Below are 17,456 nucleotides of genomic sequence, written 5' to 3' on the forward strand. Positions count from 1 at the left end.
TTTTTTAAATGATAACTTTGCTTTTATGAAGTTTCCAAAAAATCTCGCCGCCAAACTTGAAACCCGCAAGCAAAACAATGCTTTGAGAAAATTGTCCTTGCCTAATAATTTAATTGATTTTGCCTCCAATGATTACATCGGTTTTTCGAAAAACCAAGCCATTTTCGAGGAAACACATCAATATCTAATTGACAATAATAGCATCCAAAATGGAGCAACAGGTTCCCGATTATTATCTGGAAACCACAAAGTCTATCAAGAAGCTGAAACATTTATTGCCAAATTCCATCAATCGGAAAGTGCTTTGATTTTCAATTCGGGCTACGATGCCAATGTTGGGTTTTTCGGTTCCGTGCCACTAAAAGGCGACTTGATTTTGTATGACGAATTGTGCCACGCTTCCATCCGTGACGGAATCCAGCTTTCGAATGCCAAAGCCTATAAATACCAGCACAACGATTTCGAAGACTTGGAAAAACTCATCCAGCGATGTCACATCGAGCGCGTCATCCCGAGCGCAGTCGAGGGACGAGATGCCTCAACAAACGAAGTTTACATCGTCACCGAAAGTGTTTTCTCAATGGATGGCGACACGCCAAATCTCGAAGAATTGACGCAACTTTCAGGGAAATACAATTGCCATTTGGTTATTGATGAAGCTCATTCGCTTGGTGTTTTCGGGAAAAACGGAGAAGGCTTGGTTCAAATGTTGGGTTTACAAGACAAAGTTTTTGCCAGAATTATGACTTTCGGAAAAGGATTGGGTTGTCACGGCGCAGCGATAGTCGGAAGTGAGGAATTGAAGGAATATCTAGTTAATTTTGCCCGGAGTTTTATTTATACCACAGGATTGTCTCCACATTCGGTTGGCGCGATTTTAATGGCGTATCAACATTTGAAAACAGATAAAAACACCGTCAACAAGTTACGGGAAAACATCATCCACTTCAATCAAGTCCAGCATTTATTGGGATTGAAACCAATGTTTGTCAAAAGTAAATCGGCGATACAAAGTGCCATAATTCCAGGAAATCAAAACGTAAAATCAATAGCCAAACAAATTCAGGAAAAGGGATTTGATGTCAGAGCGATTCTTTCACCAACAGTTCCCGAAGGTCAGGAGCGATTGCGTTTTTGCATCCACAGTTTTAATTCAAAAGAAGAAATCTCGGAAGTATTGGGTTTGTTAAGTACCTTTGTGTTTTAGTTCATAACACCCTGTCAGGGTTCCAAACCCTGATAGGGTTAAATTTTTATAAATGAAAATATTCATCACAGGAATTTCTACCGATGTAGGCAAAACAATTGCCTCCGCCATAATTGTCGAAGCACTCAAAGCCGATTATTGGAAACCCATTCAAGCAGGGGATTTGGAAAATTCCGATAGTCATAAAATCAAAAGCTATATTTCAAACCACAAAACCACCATTCACGAAAACAGCTATAAACTCAACACACCCGCAAGTCCACATCTCGCTGCTGAATTGGATGGAATTACTATTGTTTTAAATCAGATTAAAGAACCCAATCCCGATAGCTATCGGGAAAAAAATCATCTTGTCATTGAAGGAGCCGGAGGAGTTTTTGTTCCGTTAAACGACAAGGATTGTGTCATCGATTTAATCAAAAAAGACTATAAAGTGATTGTTGTTTCAAGACATTATTTGGGAAGTATCAATCACACATTATTGACCATCGAAGCCTTAAAAAATAGAAAAATAAACATTGCAGGAATCATTTTTAACGGAGACGAAAATAAATCTTCTGAATCAATTATTCTGAAAATGTCGGGAGTAAAATGTATTGGAAGAATAGAACAAGAGCCTTATTTTGATAAAGCCGTTATTCGGGAATACGCCGATTTGTTTCGGGAGAATTTATTAAATCTTTAAATATAGAAACAAGAAGAAAGAATCAAGACTTGATTTCTATGTTTTTCTAGCTTCTTTCCTCTTGCTTCTTTTATCTTTGCAAAATGAACCTAACTGAAAGAGACAGCCAATATCTTTGGCATCCTTATACGCAACATAAAACTTCAAAACCACCAATTGCTATAGTAAAAGGCGAAGGAGCTTTGCTTTGGGACGAAAATAACAAGGAATATATTGACGCGATTGCTTCCTGGTGGGTAAATCCTTACGGACATTCCAATAAATTTATTGCGGATGCAATTTATAAACAATTGACCACTCTTGAACACGTTCTTTTTGGTGGATTCACGCACGAACCTGCCGTAGTTTTGGCCGAAAAGTTGATAGAAATAGTACCCAAAAATCAACAAAAAATATTTTTTTCTGACAATGGTTCAACTGCCGTTGAAGTCGCAATAAAAGTGGCCTTGCAATATTTTTTTAATAAAGGAGAAAAGAAAACCACGATAATTGCTTTCGAAAATGCCTTTCACGGCGACACTTTTGCCGCAATGGCAGCAAGCGGAATTTCCTTTTACACCCAGGCTTTTCAGGGAATGTTCATCGATGTGGTTCGGATTCCCGTTCCAATAAAAGGGCAGGAACAAGCAAGTTTTGATGCTTTGGCAGCAGCCATAAAAAACAATAATTGTGCAGGTTTTATTTTTGAACCGCTTGTTCAAGGAGCGGCTGGAATGGTGATGTACGAACCCCAATCACTCGACGAATTGATTCGAATTTGCCAGAAAAATAATGTACTCACCATTGCCGATGAAGTGATGACCGGTTTTGGAAAAACGGGAAAGACTTTTGCAACAGATTATTTAGATGAAAATCCCGATATGATGTGCTTGTCGAAAGCCTTGACCGGGGGGACAATCCCTATGGCAATCACCACTTTTACCCAAGAAATTTTTGATGCCTTTTATGATGAAGATATCAACAAAGCTTTGTTTCACGGACATACATTTACTGCAAATCCTACGGGTTGTGCGGCAGCATTGGCGAGTTTAGAATTGTTGCAATCTAGTGAAATGCAAGACAATCTTACTCGAATAAATAAAAGTCATTTGGGCTTTCAAAAACATATCGAATCCCATCCAAAAGTTACCACGACACGAGTCTTGGGAGTGATTTTTGCCTTGGAAATAAAAACCGAAAGCTCTGAAAGTTATTATGGAACATTGCGCAATAAACTCTACGATTTCTTCATCGAAAACGGTGTGATTTTGCGCCCTGTGGGCAATATTGTCTATATTTTGCCGCCTTATATTATGACCGACGAGCAATTGCAAAAAGTGTACGAAGTTGTCGAAAAGGCATTGGAAATAGGTTAGTTTTTTGGCCACAATTTTTTTGGCCACAGATTACACGGATTACACGGATTTCCATTGAAGATTTTCACTGTTTTCCAACTTATATGACCTTATATTTCTTATACGGTTAAAAAATAAATCCGTTTTTATCAGCGTTTTTGCTTTAGCAAATCCGTGTCATCTGTGTACAATTTTTTAAAAAAACTTCCCGACCTTTGCGGTAAAATAAATTAGTCTTGTCACAAACCATCTCCATAACAGCCATATCTTCCATTTCCCCTTTGGGCAACGATCCAAAAACCATTTGGGGAAATTATCTAAATACCAATCATTGTTTCACCGAACATTTTTTAGACCACAAAAAAACACTCGTTGCCAAATTGGACGATGATTCAAAGGAAATAATCGCAGCATTAAAACAATCGGATATCAAATACAAATCTTTGGACAAAACGGTTTTGTATGCGATGGCGGCTTCTCGAAAAGCCATACAAAATGCAGGTTGGACACCAAACGATGTTTTCGGGATAAACATTGGTTCTTCTCGTGGTGCCACTGATTTATTCGAAAAACATCATCAGGAATATTTAGAAACGGGTAAAGCGCAAACTCTGGCATCGCCAACGACAACTTTGGGAAATATTTCCTCTTGGGTTGCCCACGATTTACAAAGTCAGGGCCCCGAAATTTCACATTCCATTACCTGTTCGACCGCTTTACACGCTTTGTTGAACGGTGTGGCCTGGCTTCGGGCAGGAATGGCAGATAAATTTATGGTTGGCGGAAGTGAAGCGCCTCTGACCGATTTCACGATTGCGCAAATGCGGGCATTAAAAATTTATTCACGAGCCAATTTGGATGAAGGTCAATGGCCAAATCGAGCCCTTGATTTAGAAAAAATACAAAATACCCTAATTCTTGGTGAAGGTGCTGCGGTGTGTTGTTTGGAAATTGGCAGAAAAGAAAAGGCGTTGGCTTTTATAGAAGGGATTGGTTATGCCACCGAAATCTTGGAACACAATATTTCTATTTCGGCGGAAGCGACTTGTTTCCAAAAATCGATGAAAATGGCGTTGCAAAATACCGATTTGTCCGAAGTTGACGTCATTGTGATGCACGCTCCGGGAACAAAAGCGGGGGATTTAACCGAATATAAAGCGATTCAAAAAGTATTTACTTCGTCAGTTCGATCTTCGGTCTCGGGTGGTTCCACTTTGCCGATGCTTACCACCAACAAATGGAAGATTGGGCACACCTTTGGTGCATCAGGAATGTTGAGTATTGAAATGGCGATTTTGATGATGCAACACCAAGAATTTATTGGCGTTCCTTATGCCGAAGCACAAAAGCCAAGAAAACTAATTCGCAAAGTTCTGGTCAATGCCGTGGGATTTGGTGGAAATGCAGTGAGTGTTTTGCTGTCGTTGTGATCATTTTTTCAAAAAAGGGGCAACAGATTTTACTGATTCGCTCGGACAAATAAAATCTGTTTTTATCAGCGTAACATCAGTTTCATCCGCGTCCCAACCCTTCCAATTCCTTCGCTTTCTCGAAAACTAAATTGCCTTCAAAACCTCGTCGAAGCATATAATCACAGAATTTTTTTTTCTTTTTTAATGTGTTTGTTTCTCGGATGGATTCCCAATGTCTGTCGGCCAGTGTGTGAAATGTTGCTGAATATTCTTCGGGAGTGATTTCTTTGAGCGCAATGTTGATAAGGGTTTGCGATATTTTTTTAAACTTCAACTCGTTGACAATCCTGATTTTTCCCCAATGTTTAATGCGGTGTTTTCCTCTGGCATAACTGCTGGCAAAACGTTCCTCGTTCAGAAAATTCGAAGCAATGAGATGCACCATAATTTCGTCTATTTCCTCTGAATCCATCTTCATGCTGCGCAATTTAGAAACCACTTCCTCGTGACAACGTTCTTGATAGGAACAAAAATATTCTATCTTTTGTTTGGCTTCTTTTACTGAAAAAACGTCTTTCATAGGTTGGTTATTATTTCAAAATTTGGGATTCAAAATCCGTATTTTTTATACTTTTTCTCAATCAAATTTAATTTAGTTTTTATTCTTGTAGGCTAGTCAAACCTGAACAAAAATAGGCATTTTTTTGTATTGCTTTTTTAACAGGAAAATGGGGTTTTAAAAGGGAATGATTTTCAATCTTTTCAACATGGTAGTATAACTGATAAAGAGGTATTTGAACGACTTAATTTTGTTAGTTTAATAAGTTTTGTTTGTTTTGTATATAATAAGTTAATATTTACAACAAAAGATATTTTAAATAAACAAAGCAGAACTATTTATGATCAAAAAATTACTCCTTCCGCTTTTTTTAATTTTAGTTCAATCTGTGGTTTTTTCACAAAATGTTGGGGATTATCGTTCTGCCGGAACAGGAACGGCACTTGTTCCTCTAAACTGGACTACTCCTGCAAGTTGGCAATATTTTAACGGATCTTCTTGGGTGAATGCAATGAATTATCCCGGGGCAACAGGAGTTACAACAGGTGATGTTCTGATTCAGGCTGGGGATTATATAATCATAGGTAATTCGGGTATAACAACTGCAGCAATGGGAACCCTGACAATTAGCGGTACATTAACTTTGAACGGGGATAATAGTTCAGCTGTTAATTATAATATTATTACGCAGACTATTATCGTTACCACGTCTGGACATATTGCATTATATAATAAAGTGAACTTGAAATTACCACTAAATGCTACTATTCAATTAGTTCCTGGTGCTAACGGGCTTATAGGAGATTGCAGTAATAATCAATCCATTTATATTGGGCCTACAGAATTCTCAGTTTGTACTGGTAATAATGCAGATACAAGTTTTACATTCCAGAACTTGATAGATAATGGAGGCACTCTTAATGCAATTATTACCACTACTCCTTCACCTATTTGTGAAGGAGATGCTATTAATCTGGCCGGAAGTATGTCAGGTCCAACAGGAACTAATCCACCGTCATATAGTTGGTCGATTACCGGACCAATAACAACAACAGTTTCAGCTCAAAACGTAAACATTTCTAATGCTATAGCTGGCACCTATAGTGTTACTATGACTTGCACCGCAATTTACAATAGTAAGTCATTTTCCAATTCTAGAACTATATCAGTAATCGTTAATGCATTGCCAACTATAACTGGCTCTTTAAGTGTTTGTGCTGGATCAACTACACAATTAACAGGTTCGGCTACAGCAAATGCTACCGCTCCTTGGGTTTCAGCAACACCAACTGTTGCAACTGTAAATAATTCAGGATTAGTGACAGGGATTTCTACAGGGACAAGTGTCATAACGTATAAAAACAGCAATGGATGTGCAATAACAGCAACGGTTACAGTTAATTCTTTGCCAACGATTACTTCTATAAGTGCTCCAGCGGCAATTTGCAAGGGATCAAGCACAACAATCACCTTAGCAAGTATAACAGGTACAGGTTTATCGTATGACTTATATACCGCTTCTTCAGGAGGTGCTTTAGTAGGCACGATACCTCAAACCATATCTCCAACTATTTCTACTACTTATTATGTTGAGGCGGTTAGCTCGGTAGGTTGTGTAAGTTTAATTAGAAAAGCGGTAACTGTTACAGTCAATACTTTGGTAGATAATACTGGAACTGGATTTAGTAGTACTTCATTTTGTGTAGGCAATCAAGCTACAATAACGTTTGATGCAAATAACGGTTCAGGAGTACTTCCTTATGCATTATCGTATAGAAATGAAACTACTCTTGATATTTCTACTCAAATTATTTTAACTGATAACCCGACTACTTTTACCTTAAGTCCTAATCCTATAGCAACAACTAAATATACATTACTATCAATTACGGATGCAAATGGTTGTGTAAATTCATCTCCAATTGATGCCACAGCCACCGCTACAATTCTCTCGCTACCATCAACCCCATCAGTTGCAACAATCCAACCTGTTTGTGCAGTACCAACAGGAACAATAACCGTAACTGCACCCTTACCAGCTGCTGGAATTACATATACAGTTACTGGGACAAGTCCAGTTGTTGCAGCAGTAACGAATGCCACTGGAGTGTTTTCAGGCTTGGCAGCAGGCAATTATAGTGTGACCTCCACTAACGGTTGTACTTCCTTGCCTAATTTTGTTGTAATAAATCCATTAGTATTAATTACTAACACCTATACTACGTCTTGGGATAATGGTACGCCTACTAGCAATCAAAACATTGTTTTTGATGGGACTTTTTCATCTACTGCAGATTTAACAGCCTGTTCATGCCTTGTGAAAGCAGGCAGGAATGTTACCATAAACCCCCTTCATACTTTAACAATAACGAATGGGGTTACTGTTGAGTCAACAGGAACTTTAACCTTTGATTATGACCACACCTTTGGCGCTAACCCAATTAACTCGGCTAGTTTGGTTCAATTAAATAACGTTGTCACAAATAATAATTCAGGCAAAATAAACTACAATCGAATGACAAACACGGCGGTCATTAGTACGGATTATACCTATTGGTCGTCACCGGTATTGCCTCAAACCTTGGGAGGGCTTTCTAAAAATCAGTCGCTTTCCAGCAATTATTATTCGTTTGACGTTCCATCACAAAATTGGAAACAGGAGTCTCCCACAACATCAATGGTTGCGGGGATAGGCTATATTGTTGGCGGTCCGAAATCAACAAGCGCAGTATCTACTTATCTAGCTCCTTTTTATGGGGTTCCAAATAATGGGGCAATTTCTCTTGCAGGAACTATTGTTCCAAATAGTTCTTATCTCTTGGGAAATCCGTATCCATCTGCCATAAATGCCGATACATTTTTGAATGAGAATGCAACTGTTCTGAACGGAACCTTGTATTTCTGGACACATAATACTGCCATGCAAGACAGAACCCTTATTGGTATTGATCCAGTAACAGGTTTAACCAAAGCGGGTTCAGGTGCATATGCTTATACTCAGGACGATTATGCTTCTTATAACGTTACAGGAGGTGTTGGTATAGCTCCAGGTATTACGGCTAAAGCAAACAGTTTAGGAAGAAACACGAACATACCGTCGGGTAAAATTGCCGCTGGGCAAGGGTTCTTTGCATCCAGTCTGGTTAATCCTACTGGTAGTGCAATTGTGTATAATAACGATATTCGTGTGGCGGGAACAACATCTACCATTGTCAATAATTCCCAGTTTTTCAAAACGAGCAACACAAAAGGAAAAACAACTAATGCAGTCGAAAAACACCGTGTTTGGTTGAGTTTGTCCAATAGTCAAGGTGCTTTCAAACAAGCCTTGGTGGGTTATGTGACAGGAGCCACGAATGAATATGATAGTCGTTTTGATGGAGAGAGTTTTGACGGGAATGAATTCGTGGATTTTTACAGCATTAACCAAGACAAGAATTTAGTGATTCAAGGAAGAGCTTTGCCATTTGATGAAACGGATGAAGTACCGCTGGGTTATCGTACCACCATTGATGGTACTTTTATAATAAATATCGACCAGACGGATGGATTACTTGCAAATCAAGCCATATTTATTGAAGACAAGTTAAGCAACACAATTTTTGATTTAAAAAGTGGGGAATATACTTTTACCACAGTTCCAGGGACATTCAATGACCGATTCATATTGCGTTATACAAGCAAAACGTTAGGAGCCAAAAAATTTGACACACTCGAAAATACGGTTTTGGTTTCCAATACAAACAAACAAATAAAAATCAATTCCTCGGCTGAAACGATAGACAAGGTTTTGGTTTACGATTTGTTGGGAAGACAAATCTATCAAAAAAACAAGGTAAACAGTAACGAACTTTCTATACTTGGTTTGACTTCCGGTCATCAAGTTGTGGTGGTGAAAACGGTTTTACAAAATGGGCAAGTGGTTTCTAATAAAATCAGTTATTAGGCTACCCAAAAAAAGTTTTACCAAAAATCCCATCCTGTTCAAACAAGATGGGATTTTTTTATGAAATGTATTATAACTTTTATTTTCCTTTGGTGGATGCTTCAAGATTACGATCAATGGTATGTCCAGGACGTGACCATTTTGGTTTTTCACCAAGTGAGGCAAACTGGGAATCAGCTGCTTCAACAGTTTCGCGTTGGTGTACTTTAGCAAATGGCTGTTGATTTCGTAGTCCTAAAATTTCGAACATTTTCATATCTTCGTTTACGTCATTATTAGGAGTCGTAAGTAATTTGTCTCCTGAAAATATGGAGTTGGCACCCGCAAAAAAGCACATCGCCTGACCTTCACGACTCATATTTATTCTTCCGGCCGAAAGACGCACTTGTGTTTCAGGCATAACGATTCGAGTTGTTGCCACCATTCGAATCATTTCCCAAATCTCCACTGGTTTTTCTTCTTCCAGCGGGGTTCCTTCAACGGGAACCAAAGCATTAATTGGCACCGATTCCGGTTGTGGGTCTAAAGTGGAAAGTGCCACAAGCATTCCTGCTCGGTCTTCGATACTTTCTCCCATCCCAATGATTCCGCCGCTACAAACGGTAATATTTGTTTTTCGAACATTCTCAATGGTTTGTAAACGATCTTCGAATCCACGAGTTGAAATCACTTCTTTATAATATTCTTCTGAGGTGTCTATGTTGTGGTTGTAAGCGTATAAACCGGCTTCGGCCAATCGATGTGCTTGGTTTTCGGTAATCATTCCGAGGGTGCAACACACTTCCATATCCAATTTGTTTATGGTGCGAACCATTTCCAGCACTTGGTCAAATTCAGCACCATCTTTTACGTTTCTCCAAGCCGCACCCATACAAACGCGTGATGAACCACTCGATTTTGCCTGTATAGCTTGCTCTTTAACTTCGCTTACGGTCATTAAAGCATTGGTCTTGATAGAGGTATGATATCGTTTTGCTTGCGGACAATAGCCACAATCTTCGGAACAACCCCCAGTTTTAATGGATAATAATGTTGAAACTTGAACTACATTTGGATCGTGATGTTCCCTGTGGATGGTGGCTGCTTCAAAAAGCAAATCCATCATAGGTTTAGTATAGATTGCAATAATTTCGTCCTTTGTCCAGTCGTGTTTTGTGATGCTCATCGATGTGATTTTTTGATGGCTCAAAAGTAGTTAAATTGTTCCAAAGAAGCAACGCCGTGGTTCCGAAAAAAGGCCTGTCTCAACAATTTTATCGATCCAGGGTTAATCTGCTTTTACTGAAGGTAAAAGTTTATTAATATAGGCTAATGCAGTATCCGCGTCTTTTTTTAATTGCTCTTTTAGTAAGTCAACAGATTCAAATTTTTGTTCGGGACGGAGATATTGCATGATAGAAACAGATACTTCGTGGTTGTACAAATCAGTATCAAAATCAAAATAATGAATTTCAATGGACAAATTTTCTCCCGCCACAGTTGGATTATATCCAATATTCATCATTCCGAAAACAGTTTTCTGATTGATTATGCTTTTCACGACATAAACCCCATTTTTGGGAATAAGTTTGTAGTTTTCTTTGATTTTTAGGTTCGCAGTGGGAAATCCAATGGTTCTTCCTAATTGTTTTCCATTGAAAACCGTACCCGTCAAAAAATAGTCATATCCTAGATATTCATTGGCCAAAGCCATATTCCCTTCTAATAAAGCCTTCCTGATTTTGGTTGAACTTACGGAGACATCATTTATTTCTTGTACTGATATTTGTTCCACTTCAAAATCATATTGTTTTCCAAAAGCGATTAGATCATTAATATCTGCCGTCCGATTTCTTCCAAATCGATGGTCATAACCAATAATTATTTTTTTGATATGGAATTGATCCACAAGAACTGTTTTAACAAATTCCTGGGCGGTCAACCTCGAAAAACTTTCGTCAAAAGGATGAATGACAAGATTTTCGATTCCTGTCTTTTCCAGTAAATCAATTTTTTCCGATATGGTATTCAGTAATTTTACTTCCGATTGTTCCCGTAAAACCATTCTGGGATGAGGAAAAAAAGTAAGTACCAGACTTTCATATTTTCCGTTTTCGACGTTTTGGGTTACCTTCTCCAGAATTTTTTTATGGCCAATATGTACGCCATCAAAGGTGCCCAGGGTGAGGATTGTTTTTTTTGCGGACTTGAAATCGTTTATAGAATGAAAAATCTTCAAAGCGGTAGTTTTATGGTGATGCAAATTTATGTTAATAATAACATATAAAAAAAGGGGATTGAAAGAAATCAACCCTCTCAAAATTTTTATTGGGTAAAACTATCCTTTGATAAATTGTAATGTTTTTTTCTGGTCCTCTTTTACAATCATGATGAAATAAACTCCATTGCTTAAAGTGGAAGTATTTATGGATAAATCATTTTCATTCGAAACATTTTTCTGACTGATTATTTGACCCAAATAATTATAAATTGTATAGCTGTTTGGTAAACCAAAATTGCGGGATACTTTTATGTTTAAAGTTCCCTTTGTGGGGTTGGGATAAAGATACATGTCATTTGATGTTTCAAATTTCTCATATGCGAGTGTATTGGTGGTAAAAGAGGTGCTTTCGCTTGAGGTAAAAGAGGCTCCGGATTTAATGACGGTTAGGCCATCAGTCGATTTGATGTCATAATAGCCACTGCCACTAGTAGTACCACAACAAATTCCGTCACCTGCAGAATCGTTTATGGTAAAAGTATAACATTGGTTATTAGCCAATATCCAGTTTTTAGTTAATAGGGCAGGTAAAGTGGCCTTATCTGTGTATGGACCACCACTATATAAAGTGATTCCAGAGGCGTTTATTAAACTCCAAGTAGTTTCACTTCCAAAATAGTCTTGTTGTAATCTAAACACATAATTGAGAAAGGTATAGTTAGTGGGAGCGGTTGGGATAATAAAAGTTCCTGATGCGGTATTATTTGTCGTTCTCGGGTCAGTAACGCCATTAACTGTGGCAATACTAACGTTTATGGTTCCATTTGTAGCTGAATTTATGGTTATCTCAAATGTGGCAGATTTATGGGTCGCTAAATTTCCAGTCCAATTATAAGTAATATTACCCCCGCCATTAATGGAATAATTTAGCCTTGCCGATGTTAAATTACTTGTGCCTCTATTGTAAATGGTTATCTTCTGAATAGTTTGATTGGGCGCAGCACCACAAATTACAGCCGGGCAACTAGCCTCAAGTTTTACTTCGGCATCATTGGCAAATAAAGTCATTGGCGAGTTTTTAGTGGAAGTTTTTAGCGTGCTTCTCCTGGCCGCATTATTCATGATGACAACTATTCTGTCTTTTTGATTCTGGGTAAAAATATCCATACACAAATCGTCCGTATAATCCATATAATTATCGATCATTTCGTTAACAGGAGGAGTGTCACAGCTTAAAGGAATTGGTGAAGGGCAACCATAATTTGCATCATGATGAACCGGCGTGTCTGCACAAAAATCATTACCGCAAGTGGAATCGCCCCAAATGTGCCTTAGTCCCAGCCAATGACCCACCTCATGCGTCATGGTTCTTCCTTTGTCGTATGTCGAATTCAACAAAAAGGTGCCATCATTATAAGCATTACTGCCAAATACATTATAGTTGGAAACAACTCCATCAGTGTTAGCGCTTCCCCCCGAAGTATTGAGGCCTGCTAAATAATTAGGATCGGTTGTGGTAAAATTATTGTCAGGGAATTGGGCATAGCCCAAAAGGGTATTGCCTGTAAATTGAACGGTCCACATATTCATATATTGGGTTGGATCCCAAATGGTTGCCGGTTTTACGGTCGAATCCACTTCTGTATCTGACCATGATGTTTGACAGAGACTCACACGGTCAATTCCGTTTGTGGGGTTTCCGTTTGGATCTTGTTGTGCAAGAGCAAATTGAATTTGGGTATCCGCTCCTACAGGGTTTGTGTTATAGCCGGGAGTACCTGCCATTTTTCTATAATCTTGATTCATTACCGTTATCTGGGATTGTACCTGGGCATCGGTAATGTTTGGTGCCGTACCCACTGCTTGGCCGTTGTGTATAACATGAACAACCACCGGGATGGTTATTATTCCTCCAGATTGAGAAGTGGTTCGCATGGCGGCGTAACGCCTAATCAATGGAGTTACCCAAGCTTCAAACTGGGCATCAGTCATTCTCTTTGGATTTTTTTCTTGAAGAAACTTCTCATATTCAGTAGTCGCACACCTGGTATATCCATTTTTTGGATTCACATTTTCTTTCGTTACTGGCTTGCCAAACAAAGTGTTTTTCGTTTGTTTTTTGCCTTGGCCATACGCAATGCCAAGAGTAAACAAACAAATCAAAACAAAAATTTTATGGGTAGAAACGGGAGCGATTCTTTTCATTTTTAGAAAAATAATTAGTGAAGTTACGGATTTTGAAATATCTCAAATATAAAAAGAAATGAATTTTAAAAAATTGCCTTTCATTTTCCGTTAAAAGCGGTCATTGTGTTTTCTAATCCAGCGGTTCCGAAGGATTTTATGATTTCGGAAGCCAGTTCTAATCGCTCAGGAAGTTTCGCTTTTTCAACTTCATCCCAGTCGCCAAGAACATAATCTACCTGCTTTCCTTTTTTGAATTCGTCGCTAATACCGAATCTAAAACGGGTGTAATCAGTCGTGTTTAAAATCGAGTGGATACTTTTTAGTCCGTTATGTCCACCATCGCTTCCTTTTGGTTTGATGCGGATGGTTCCAAAAGACAGATTCAAATCATCAGTAATCACCATTATGTTTTCGAGTGGAATACTCTCCTTGTCCATCCAATATTTTACGGCCTTCCCGCTCAGATTCATATAGGTGTTTGGTTTTAAAAGTAAAAAAGTTCTTCCCTTAAATTTGTATTCGGCAAGCGAACCCAGTTTCACGGTCTCGAAGTTGATTCCTTCTTTTTTGGCAAAGAAATCGACTATTTTAAAACCTATGTTGTGTCGGGTATTTACATATTCGGCGCCAATGTTTCCAAGTCCTACGATTAAAAATTTCTTCATAAAATCAGTGTTGTCTTCTGTTTTTGTTTTTGAAAACAGTGCGTTTAACCATTTTAGCATATTGCAAAAGTAGTGTAATTGCACAATTATACCATTTTAGTTTAGATTTTACTGGAATAGATTTTTGTAAATTGTTTGTTTGCTGCGAATTGTTTGTCATTTCGACGCAGGAGAAATCACATTTGTTGCTCCCGTTATGTGATTTCTCCCGATGGTCGAAATGACAAATTAAAAAGAGTGTTTGTTTTTTAGCCCTGATGGAAGTGGCATCCTTTTGTTCTGGAGTTCAGAACAAAAGATAGAACGTACAGCAGGAGCAGAGGTTCTTTAGATCGCGAATCGCGGTGCTTCATAAAACAAAAAAGCACCAGTTTTACAACTGATGCTTTCTTAAATTCTTGAAAAAATATTATTTTTTCTTTCCTTTTACAGGAGCTTTTGCTGCTTTTGCTGCTTCTTGGGCCGCTTTCATTGCTGCACGAGAAATTCTTACTTGACAAACAACAGTGTTGTCTGGGTGCATCAATTTGTATTTGTCAGAAACAAGTTTCGTTACATACAATTTGTTCCCCATTTCAAGTGGAGTAATGTCGGCTTCAATAAAATCCGGAAGATTTTTTGGCAACGCTTTTACTTTTAATCTACGTGTGTTCAAACGTAAATCACCACCTCCAAGAACACCTTTTGATGTTCCAACGATTTTCACGGGAACTTCCATAGTGATTTCTTTGTCATCAAATAATTGAAAGAAGTCAATATGTAAAATTTTGTCAGACACAGGATGAACCTGAATGTCTTGTAAAACAGCATTGAATGATTTTCCTTCACCAAGTTCAATCACAACTGTGTGTGCGTTTGGAGTGTAAACCAAGGTTTTGAATGCTTTTTCGTCCGCTGAAAAATGTACTGCTTGATTTCCTCCGTATAACACGCAAGGAACCGCTCCAGCATTACGTAAGGCTTTAGTCGCAACTTTGCCCACGCTTTCTCTTTCTGATCCTTTAATTGTAATCGATTTCATTGTAAAAAAATATAGTTAATAAATAATAAATTACTGTTTAATAAATGGCAATTTCAATTTCAAACATTGAAATTTAAAAATCGTTGCGCCTTTGTGCCTTTACTTCGTCAGTTCGCTGACGCTCGTGGTGGCAAAACCTACATCAAAAACTTCCCGCTTATGGAATTGTTGTGATGCACCATGTGCATTACTTCTGCAAAAAGAGGTGCACAACTCACCACTCTTATTTTGTTTGATTCCTTCTTTAACGGAATAGAATCTGAAACTATTAATTCGAGTAATTTCGAATTTTCTATTTTTTCGTAGGCATCACCTGATAAAATGGCGTGGGTACAAATCGCTCTTACGCTCAATGCTCCTTTTTCGATCATTAAATCTGCAGCTTTCGCCAATGTGCCTCCAGTGTCAATCATATCGTCAACCAAAATTACATTTCTGCCTTTCACATCGCCAATCAGCTCCATCGTATCAATGATGTTGGCTTCTTTTCGTTGCTTGTAGCATATCACCACATCGGATTCTAAAAACTTTGAATAGGCATACGCTCTTTTAGAACCTCCCATATCCGGAGATGCAATAGTTAAATTTTCTAAATTTAAACTTTCTACATAAGGCAAAAATATTGTCGATGCGAAAAGATGATCTACCGGTTTTTCAAAGAATCCTTGAATTTGATCGGCATGCAAATCCATTGTCATTACTCGGGTTGCACCCGCAGCATCTAATAAATTGGCTACCAATTTGGCTCCAATCGGAACTCTTGGTTTGTCTTTTCTATCCTGTCTTGCCCAACCAAAGTATGGTATTACTGCTGTTATGTGTCTTGCTGAAGCCCGTTTTGCAGCATCTATCATCAGTAGCAATTCCATCAAATTATCGGCATTTGGAAAAGTGGAACAAACAATAAATACGCGTAAACCCCTGATAGATTCCTCATAAGATGGTTGAAATTCTCCATCACTATATTTTGACATAGTAACCTTGCCTAATGGAATCCCATATTCCTTGGATATTTTTTCAGCGAGATAAACACTTTGTGAACACGCAAAAATTTTAGCTTCTGGCTCTAAGTGTGACATTTAGTATGTTGTTTTTATTCCGCTACGCACCATACAATTCGGCTTTGTTATTTGTCTTAGCTTTATGATGTATGCGCCTCGGGTGTAGTTAGTTAGTGTGTTTCGTTTTACCGAGGTGCAAATTTAGGAATAAAATCGAACTCTGAAAGGAAAATTTCGTGTATTTTTAATAGAATTTTTAATATTATTTTTTACATTTGCACCGTGTTAAAGGAATCGATGGTTGATTTATAACAATCTCCTCTTTTATTGCGTTGAAATAATTGTTTTTATTTCATGTCTGCTAAGCCCGGATGGCGGAATTGGTAGACGCGCTGGTCTCAAACACCTGTGGGAAACCGTGCCGGTTCGACTCCGGCTCCGGGTACAAAAACCGCTTCGAAAGAAGCGGTTTTTTTGGTTTTACATCGCAACGAATTCCAGTGTAGTTTGTTTTTGTTTGCTCTCGATTGTGGGTACGGAATGCAATTCCGCGCTATCAAATTAGAGATATATCCGCGCGGTCGGGTTAATTGTTTTTAACTTTCTTTCACTTGCAAAGTCAATCCCAATGCATTGATAATTTGTACAAAATTTGAAATTTGCAAATCGGTTTTACCTTGTTCAATTTTGGCAATATAGGCGCGTTCTTTGCCTATTTGGTCAGCGAGTTGCTGTTGGGTAAGATGTTTTTCTTTGCGTTTTTCTTTTATTAATTCGCCATAGTAAAAAGACAATGCGTTTTTTGAAAACTCTTCTCTTTCAGGTGTTCCTTGTTTGCCGTATTGTTCGTCTAAATAGTCGTTGACTGTGTGCAGCTCCCTTTTTATTCTTTCTAAATCTAATTTTGGTCTAGCCATTGTATTAAAATTTTAGTTGCTATTTTTATTTGTTTGTCGTAATCCTTTGTCGATTTTTTCATAAATCCGTTGAGTAACAAAATGTTTTTACTTTGGTTTATGTTATCGTTGTCTATTGCAAAAACGATAATTCGATATTCATTTTTTACTTGTATTCGTACTTCGTAAAATTCGGTATTGGTTAATTTCTTTGCTACTTTGGTATTTATTACGGGTTGCGTTGTTAAAATTTCAGATAAATAGGATATTTTTTCTTTTGTTGAATGGTCTAAACTTTCTAAAAACGATGTAAATTCGGGTGTGATAAATAATGTTCTCATTG

Annotated in this window: 14 protein-coding genes and 1 tRNA gene; 6 read left to right on the forward strand and 9 right to left on the reverse strand. The window is 38.0% G+C overall.

Translation table 11 applies throughout. From position 1 onward, the window contains the following. Window positions 1–25 precede the first annotated feature (25 nt). The 4 genes from B2145_RS07430 to B2145_RS07445 all read left to right on the forward strand — a co-directional run bounded on the left by B2145_RS07430 (window position 26) and on the right by B2145_RS07445 (window position 4,656). Window positions 26–1,207 (forward strand): aminotransferase class I/II-fold pyridoxal phosphate-dependent enzyme, encoded by a 1,182-nt coding sequence (locus B2145_RS07430; RefSeq protein WP_291100380.1) that lies wholly within the window; start codon window positions 26–28, stop codon window positions 1,205–1,207. 52 nt (window positions 1,208–1,259) lie between these two features. Continuing rightward, complete coding sequence (gene bioD / locus B2145_RS07435) at window positions 1,260–1,892, forward strand: dethiobiotin synthase (protein ID WP_291100382.1); 633 nt, start codon at window positions 1,260–1,262, stop codon at window positions 1,890–1,892. A gap of 83 nt (window positions 1,893–1,975) precedes the next feature. Further along, window positions 1,976–3,247 carry an adenosylmethionine--8-amino-7-oxononanoate transaminase gene (gene bioA / locus B2145_RS07440; protein WP_291100385.1) on the forward strand — a complete coding sequence of 424 codons (1,272 nt, stop codon included), beginning with the start codon at window positions 1,976–1,978 and terminating at the stop codon, window positions 3,245–3,247. A 215-nt stretch (window positions 3,248–3,462) separates the two neighbouring features. Next, window positions 3,463–4,656 carry a beta-ketoacyl synthase N-terminal-like domain-containing protein gene (locus B2145_RS07445; RefSeq protein WP_291100389.1) on the forward strand — a complete coding sequence of 398 codons (1,194 nt, stop codon included), beginning with the start codon at window positions 3,463–3,465 and terminating at the stop codon, window positions 4,654–4,656. An 82-nt stretch (window positions 4,657–4,738) separates the two neighbouring features. On the opposite strand, the gene B2145_RS07450 is transcribed toward B2145_RS07445, so the two are convergent. After that, on the reverse strand, window positions 4,739–5,218 hold the full coding sequence (locus B2145_RS07450; RefSeq protein ID WP_291100392.1) for a regulatory protein RecX: 480 nt from the start codon (window positions 5,216–5,218) through the stop codon (window positions 4,739–4,741). Window positions 5,219–5,537: 319 nt separating this feature from the next. On the opposite strand from B2145_RS07450, the gene B2145_RS07455 reads away from it, so the two are divergent. After that, complete coding sequence (locus B2145_RS07455; RefSeq protein WP_291100396.1) at window positions 5,538–9,143, forward strand: T9SS sorting signal type C domain-containing protein; 3,606 nt, start codon at window positions 5,538–5,540, stop codon at window positions 9,141–9,143. A 79-nt stretch (window positions 9,144–9,222) separates the two neighbouring features. On the opposite strand, the gene bioB is transcribed toward B2145_RS07455, so the two are convergent. The 6 genes from bioB to B2145_RS07485 all read right to left on the reverse strand — a co-directional run bounded on the left by bioB (window position 9,223) and on the right by B2145_RS07485 (window position 16,295). Then, window positions 9,223–10,308, reverse strand: a complete 1,086-nt coding sequence (gene bioB, locus B2145_RS07460) for a biotin synthase BioB (protein ID WP_291100399.1) — start codon at window positions 10,306–10,308, stop codon at window positions 9,223–9,225. 102 nt (window positions 10,309–10,410) lie between these two features. Further along, window positions 10,411–11,361: a bifunctional riboflavin kinase/FAD synthetase gene (locus tag B2145_RS07465; RefSeq protein WP_291100402.1), complete on the reverse strand. Its 951-nt coding sequence runs from the start codon at window positions 11,359–11,361 to the stop codon at window positions 10,411–10,413. 99 nt (window positions 11,362–11,460) lie between these two features. Then, window positions 11,461–13,548 (reverse strand): T9SS type A sorting domain-containing protein, encoded by a 2,088-nt coding sequence (locus tag B2145_RS07470; protein WP_291100405.1) that lies wholly within the window; start codon window positions 13,546–13,548, stop codon window positions 11,461–11,463. An 80-nt stretch (window positions 13,549–13,628) separates the two neighbouring features. Next, entirely contained in the window at window positions 13,629–14,255 is a 627-nt protein-coding gene (gene pth / locus B2145_RS07475; RefSeq protein ID WP_291100500.1) for an aminoacyl-tRNA hydrolase, read from the reverse strand. A 349-nt stretch (window positions 14,256–14,604) separates the two neighbouring features. Further along, a complete protein-coding gene (locus tag B2145_RS07480) occupies window positions 14,605–15,216 on the reverse strand; it encodes a 50S ribosomal protein L25/general stress protein Ctc (protein ID WP_291100407.1) in 612 nt (203 codons plus the stop codon). Between the two features lie 137 nt (window positions 15,217–15,353). After that, entirely contained in the window at window positions 15,354–16,295 is a 942-nt protein-coding gene (locus B2145_RS07485) for a ribose-phosphate pyrophosphokinase (protein ID WP_291100410.1), read from the reverse strand. 287 nt (window positions 16,296–16,582) lie between these two features. Here B2145_RS07485 and B2145_RS07490 point away from each other — a divergent pair. Further along, window positions 16,583–16,662: transfer RNA gene (locus B2145_RS07490), tRNA-Leu, on the forward strand. A gap of 151 nt (window positions 16,663–16,813) precedes the next feature. Here the strand turns inward: B2145_RS07490 and B2145_RS07495 are convergent. Together B2145_RS07495 and B2145_RS07500 are read right to left on the reverse strand one after the other, a co-directional pair. Further along, window positions 16,814–17,134, reverse strand: a complete 321-nt coding sequence (locus tag B2145_RS07495) for a helix-turn-helix domain-containing protein (protein WP_291100413.1) — start codon at window positions 17,132–17,134, stop codon at window positions 16,814–16,816. Further along, window positions 17,116–17,454, reverse strand: a complete 339-nt coding sequence (locus B2145_RS07500; RefSeq protein WP_291100416.1) for a type II toxin-antitoxin system RelE/ParE family toxin — start codon at window positions 17,452–17,454, stop codon at window positions 17,116–17,118. Before B2145_RS07500 ends, B2145_RS07495 begins: the two co-directional genes overlap by 19 nt. Between the last annotated feature and the right edge of the window lie 2 nt (window positions 17,455–17,456).

The organism is Flavobacterium sp. UBA5153 (assembly GCA_002413745.1).
Classification (GTDB): domain Bacteria; phylum Bacteroidota; class Bacteroidia; order Flavobacteriales; family Flavobacteriaceae; genus Flavobacterium.

Excerpts from the sequence above, each read along its gene's own strand:
- B2145_RS07430 (WP_291100380.1), top strand. The coding sequence starts at position 26 with ATGAAGTTTCCAAAAAATCTCGCCGCCAAACTTGAAACCCGCAAGCAA.
- bioD (WP_291100382.1), top strand. The coding sequence starts at position 1,260 with ATGAAAATATTCATCACAGGAATTTCTACCGATGTAGGCAAAACAATT.
- bioA (WP_291100385.1), top strand. The coding sequence starts at position 1,976 with ATGAACCTAACTGAAAGAGACAGCCAATATCTTTGGCATCCTTATACG.
- B2145_RS07450 (WP_291100392.1), bottom strand. The coding sequence starts at position 5,218 with ATGAAAGACGTTTTTTCAGTAAAAGAAGCCAAACAAAAGATAGAATAT.
- B2145_RS07455 (WP_291100396.1), top strand. The coding sequence starts at position 5,538 with ATGATCAAAAAATTACTCCTTCCGCTTTTTTTAATTTTAGTTCAATCT.
- bioB (WP_291100399.1), bottom strand. The coding sequence starts at position 10,308 with ATGAGCATCACAAAACACGACTGGACAAAGGACGAAATTATTGCAATC.
- B2145_RS07470 (WP_291100405.1), bottom strand. The coding sequence starts at position 13,548 with ATGAAAAGAATCGCTCCCGTTTCTACCCATAAAATTTTTGTTTTGATT.
- pth (WP_291100500.1), bottom strand. The coding sequence starts at position 14,255 with ATGCTAAAATGGTTAAACGCACTGTTTTCAAAAACAAAAACAGAAGAC.
- B2145_RS07480 (WP_291100407.1), bottom strand. The coding sequence starts at position 15,216 with ATGAAATCGATTACAATTAAAGGATCAGAAAGAGAAAGCGTGGGCAAA.
- B2145_RS07485 (WP_291100410.1), bottom strand. The coding sequence starts at position 16,295 with ATGTCACACTTAGAGCCAGAAGCTAAAATTTTTGCGTGTTCACAAAGT.
- B2145_RS07495 (WP_291100413.1), bottom strand. The coding sequence starts at position 17,134 with ATGGCTAGACCAAAATTAGATTTAGAAAGAATAAAAAGGGAGCTGCAC.
- B2145_RS07500 (WP_291100416.1), bottom strand. The coding sequence starts at position 17,454 with ATGAGAACATTATTTATCACACCCGAATTTACATCGTTTTTAGAAAGT.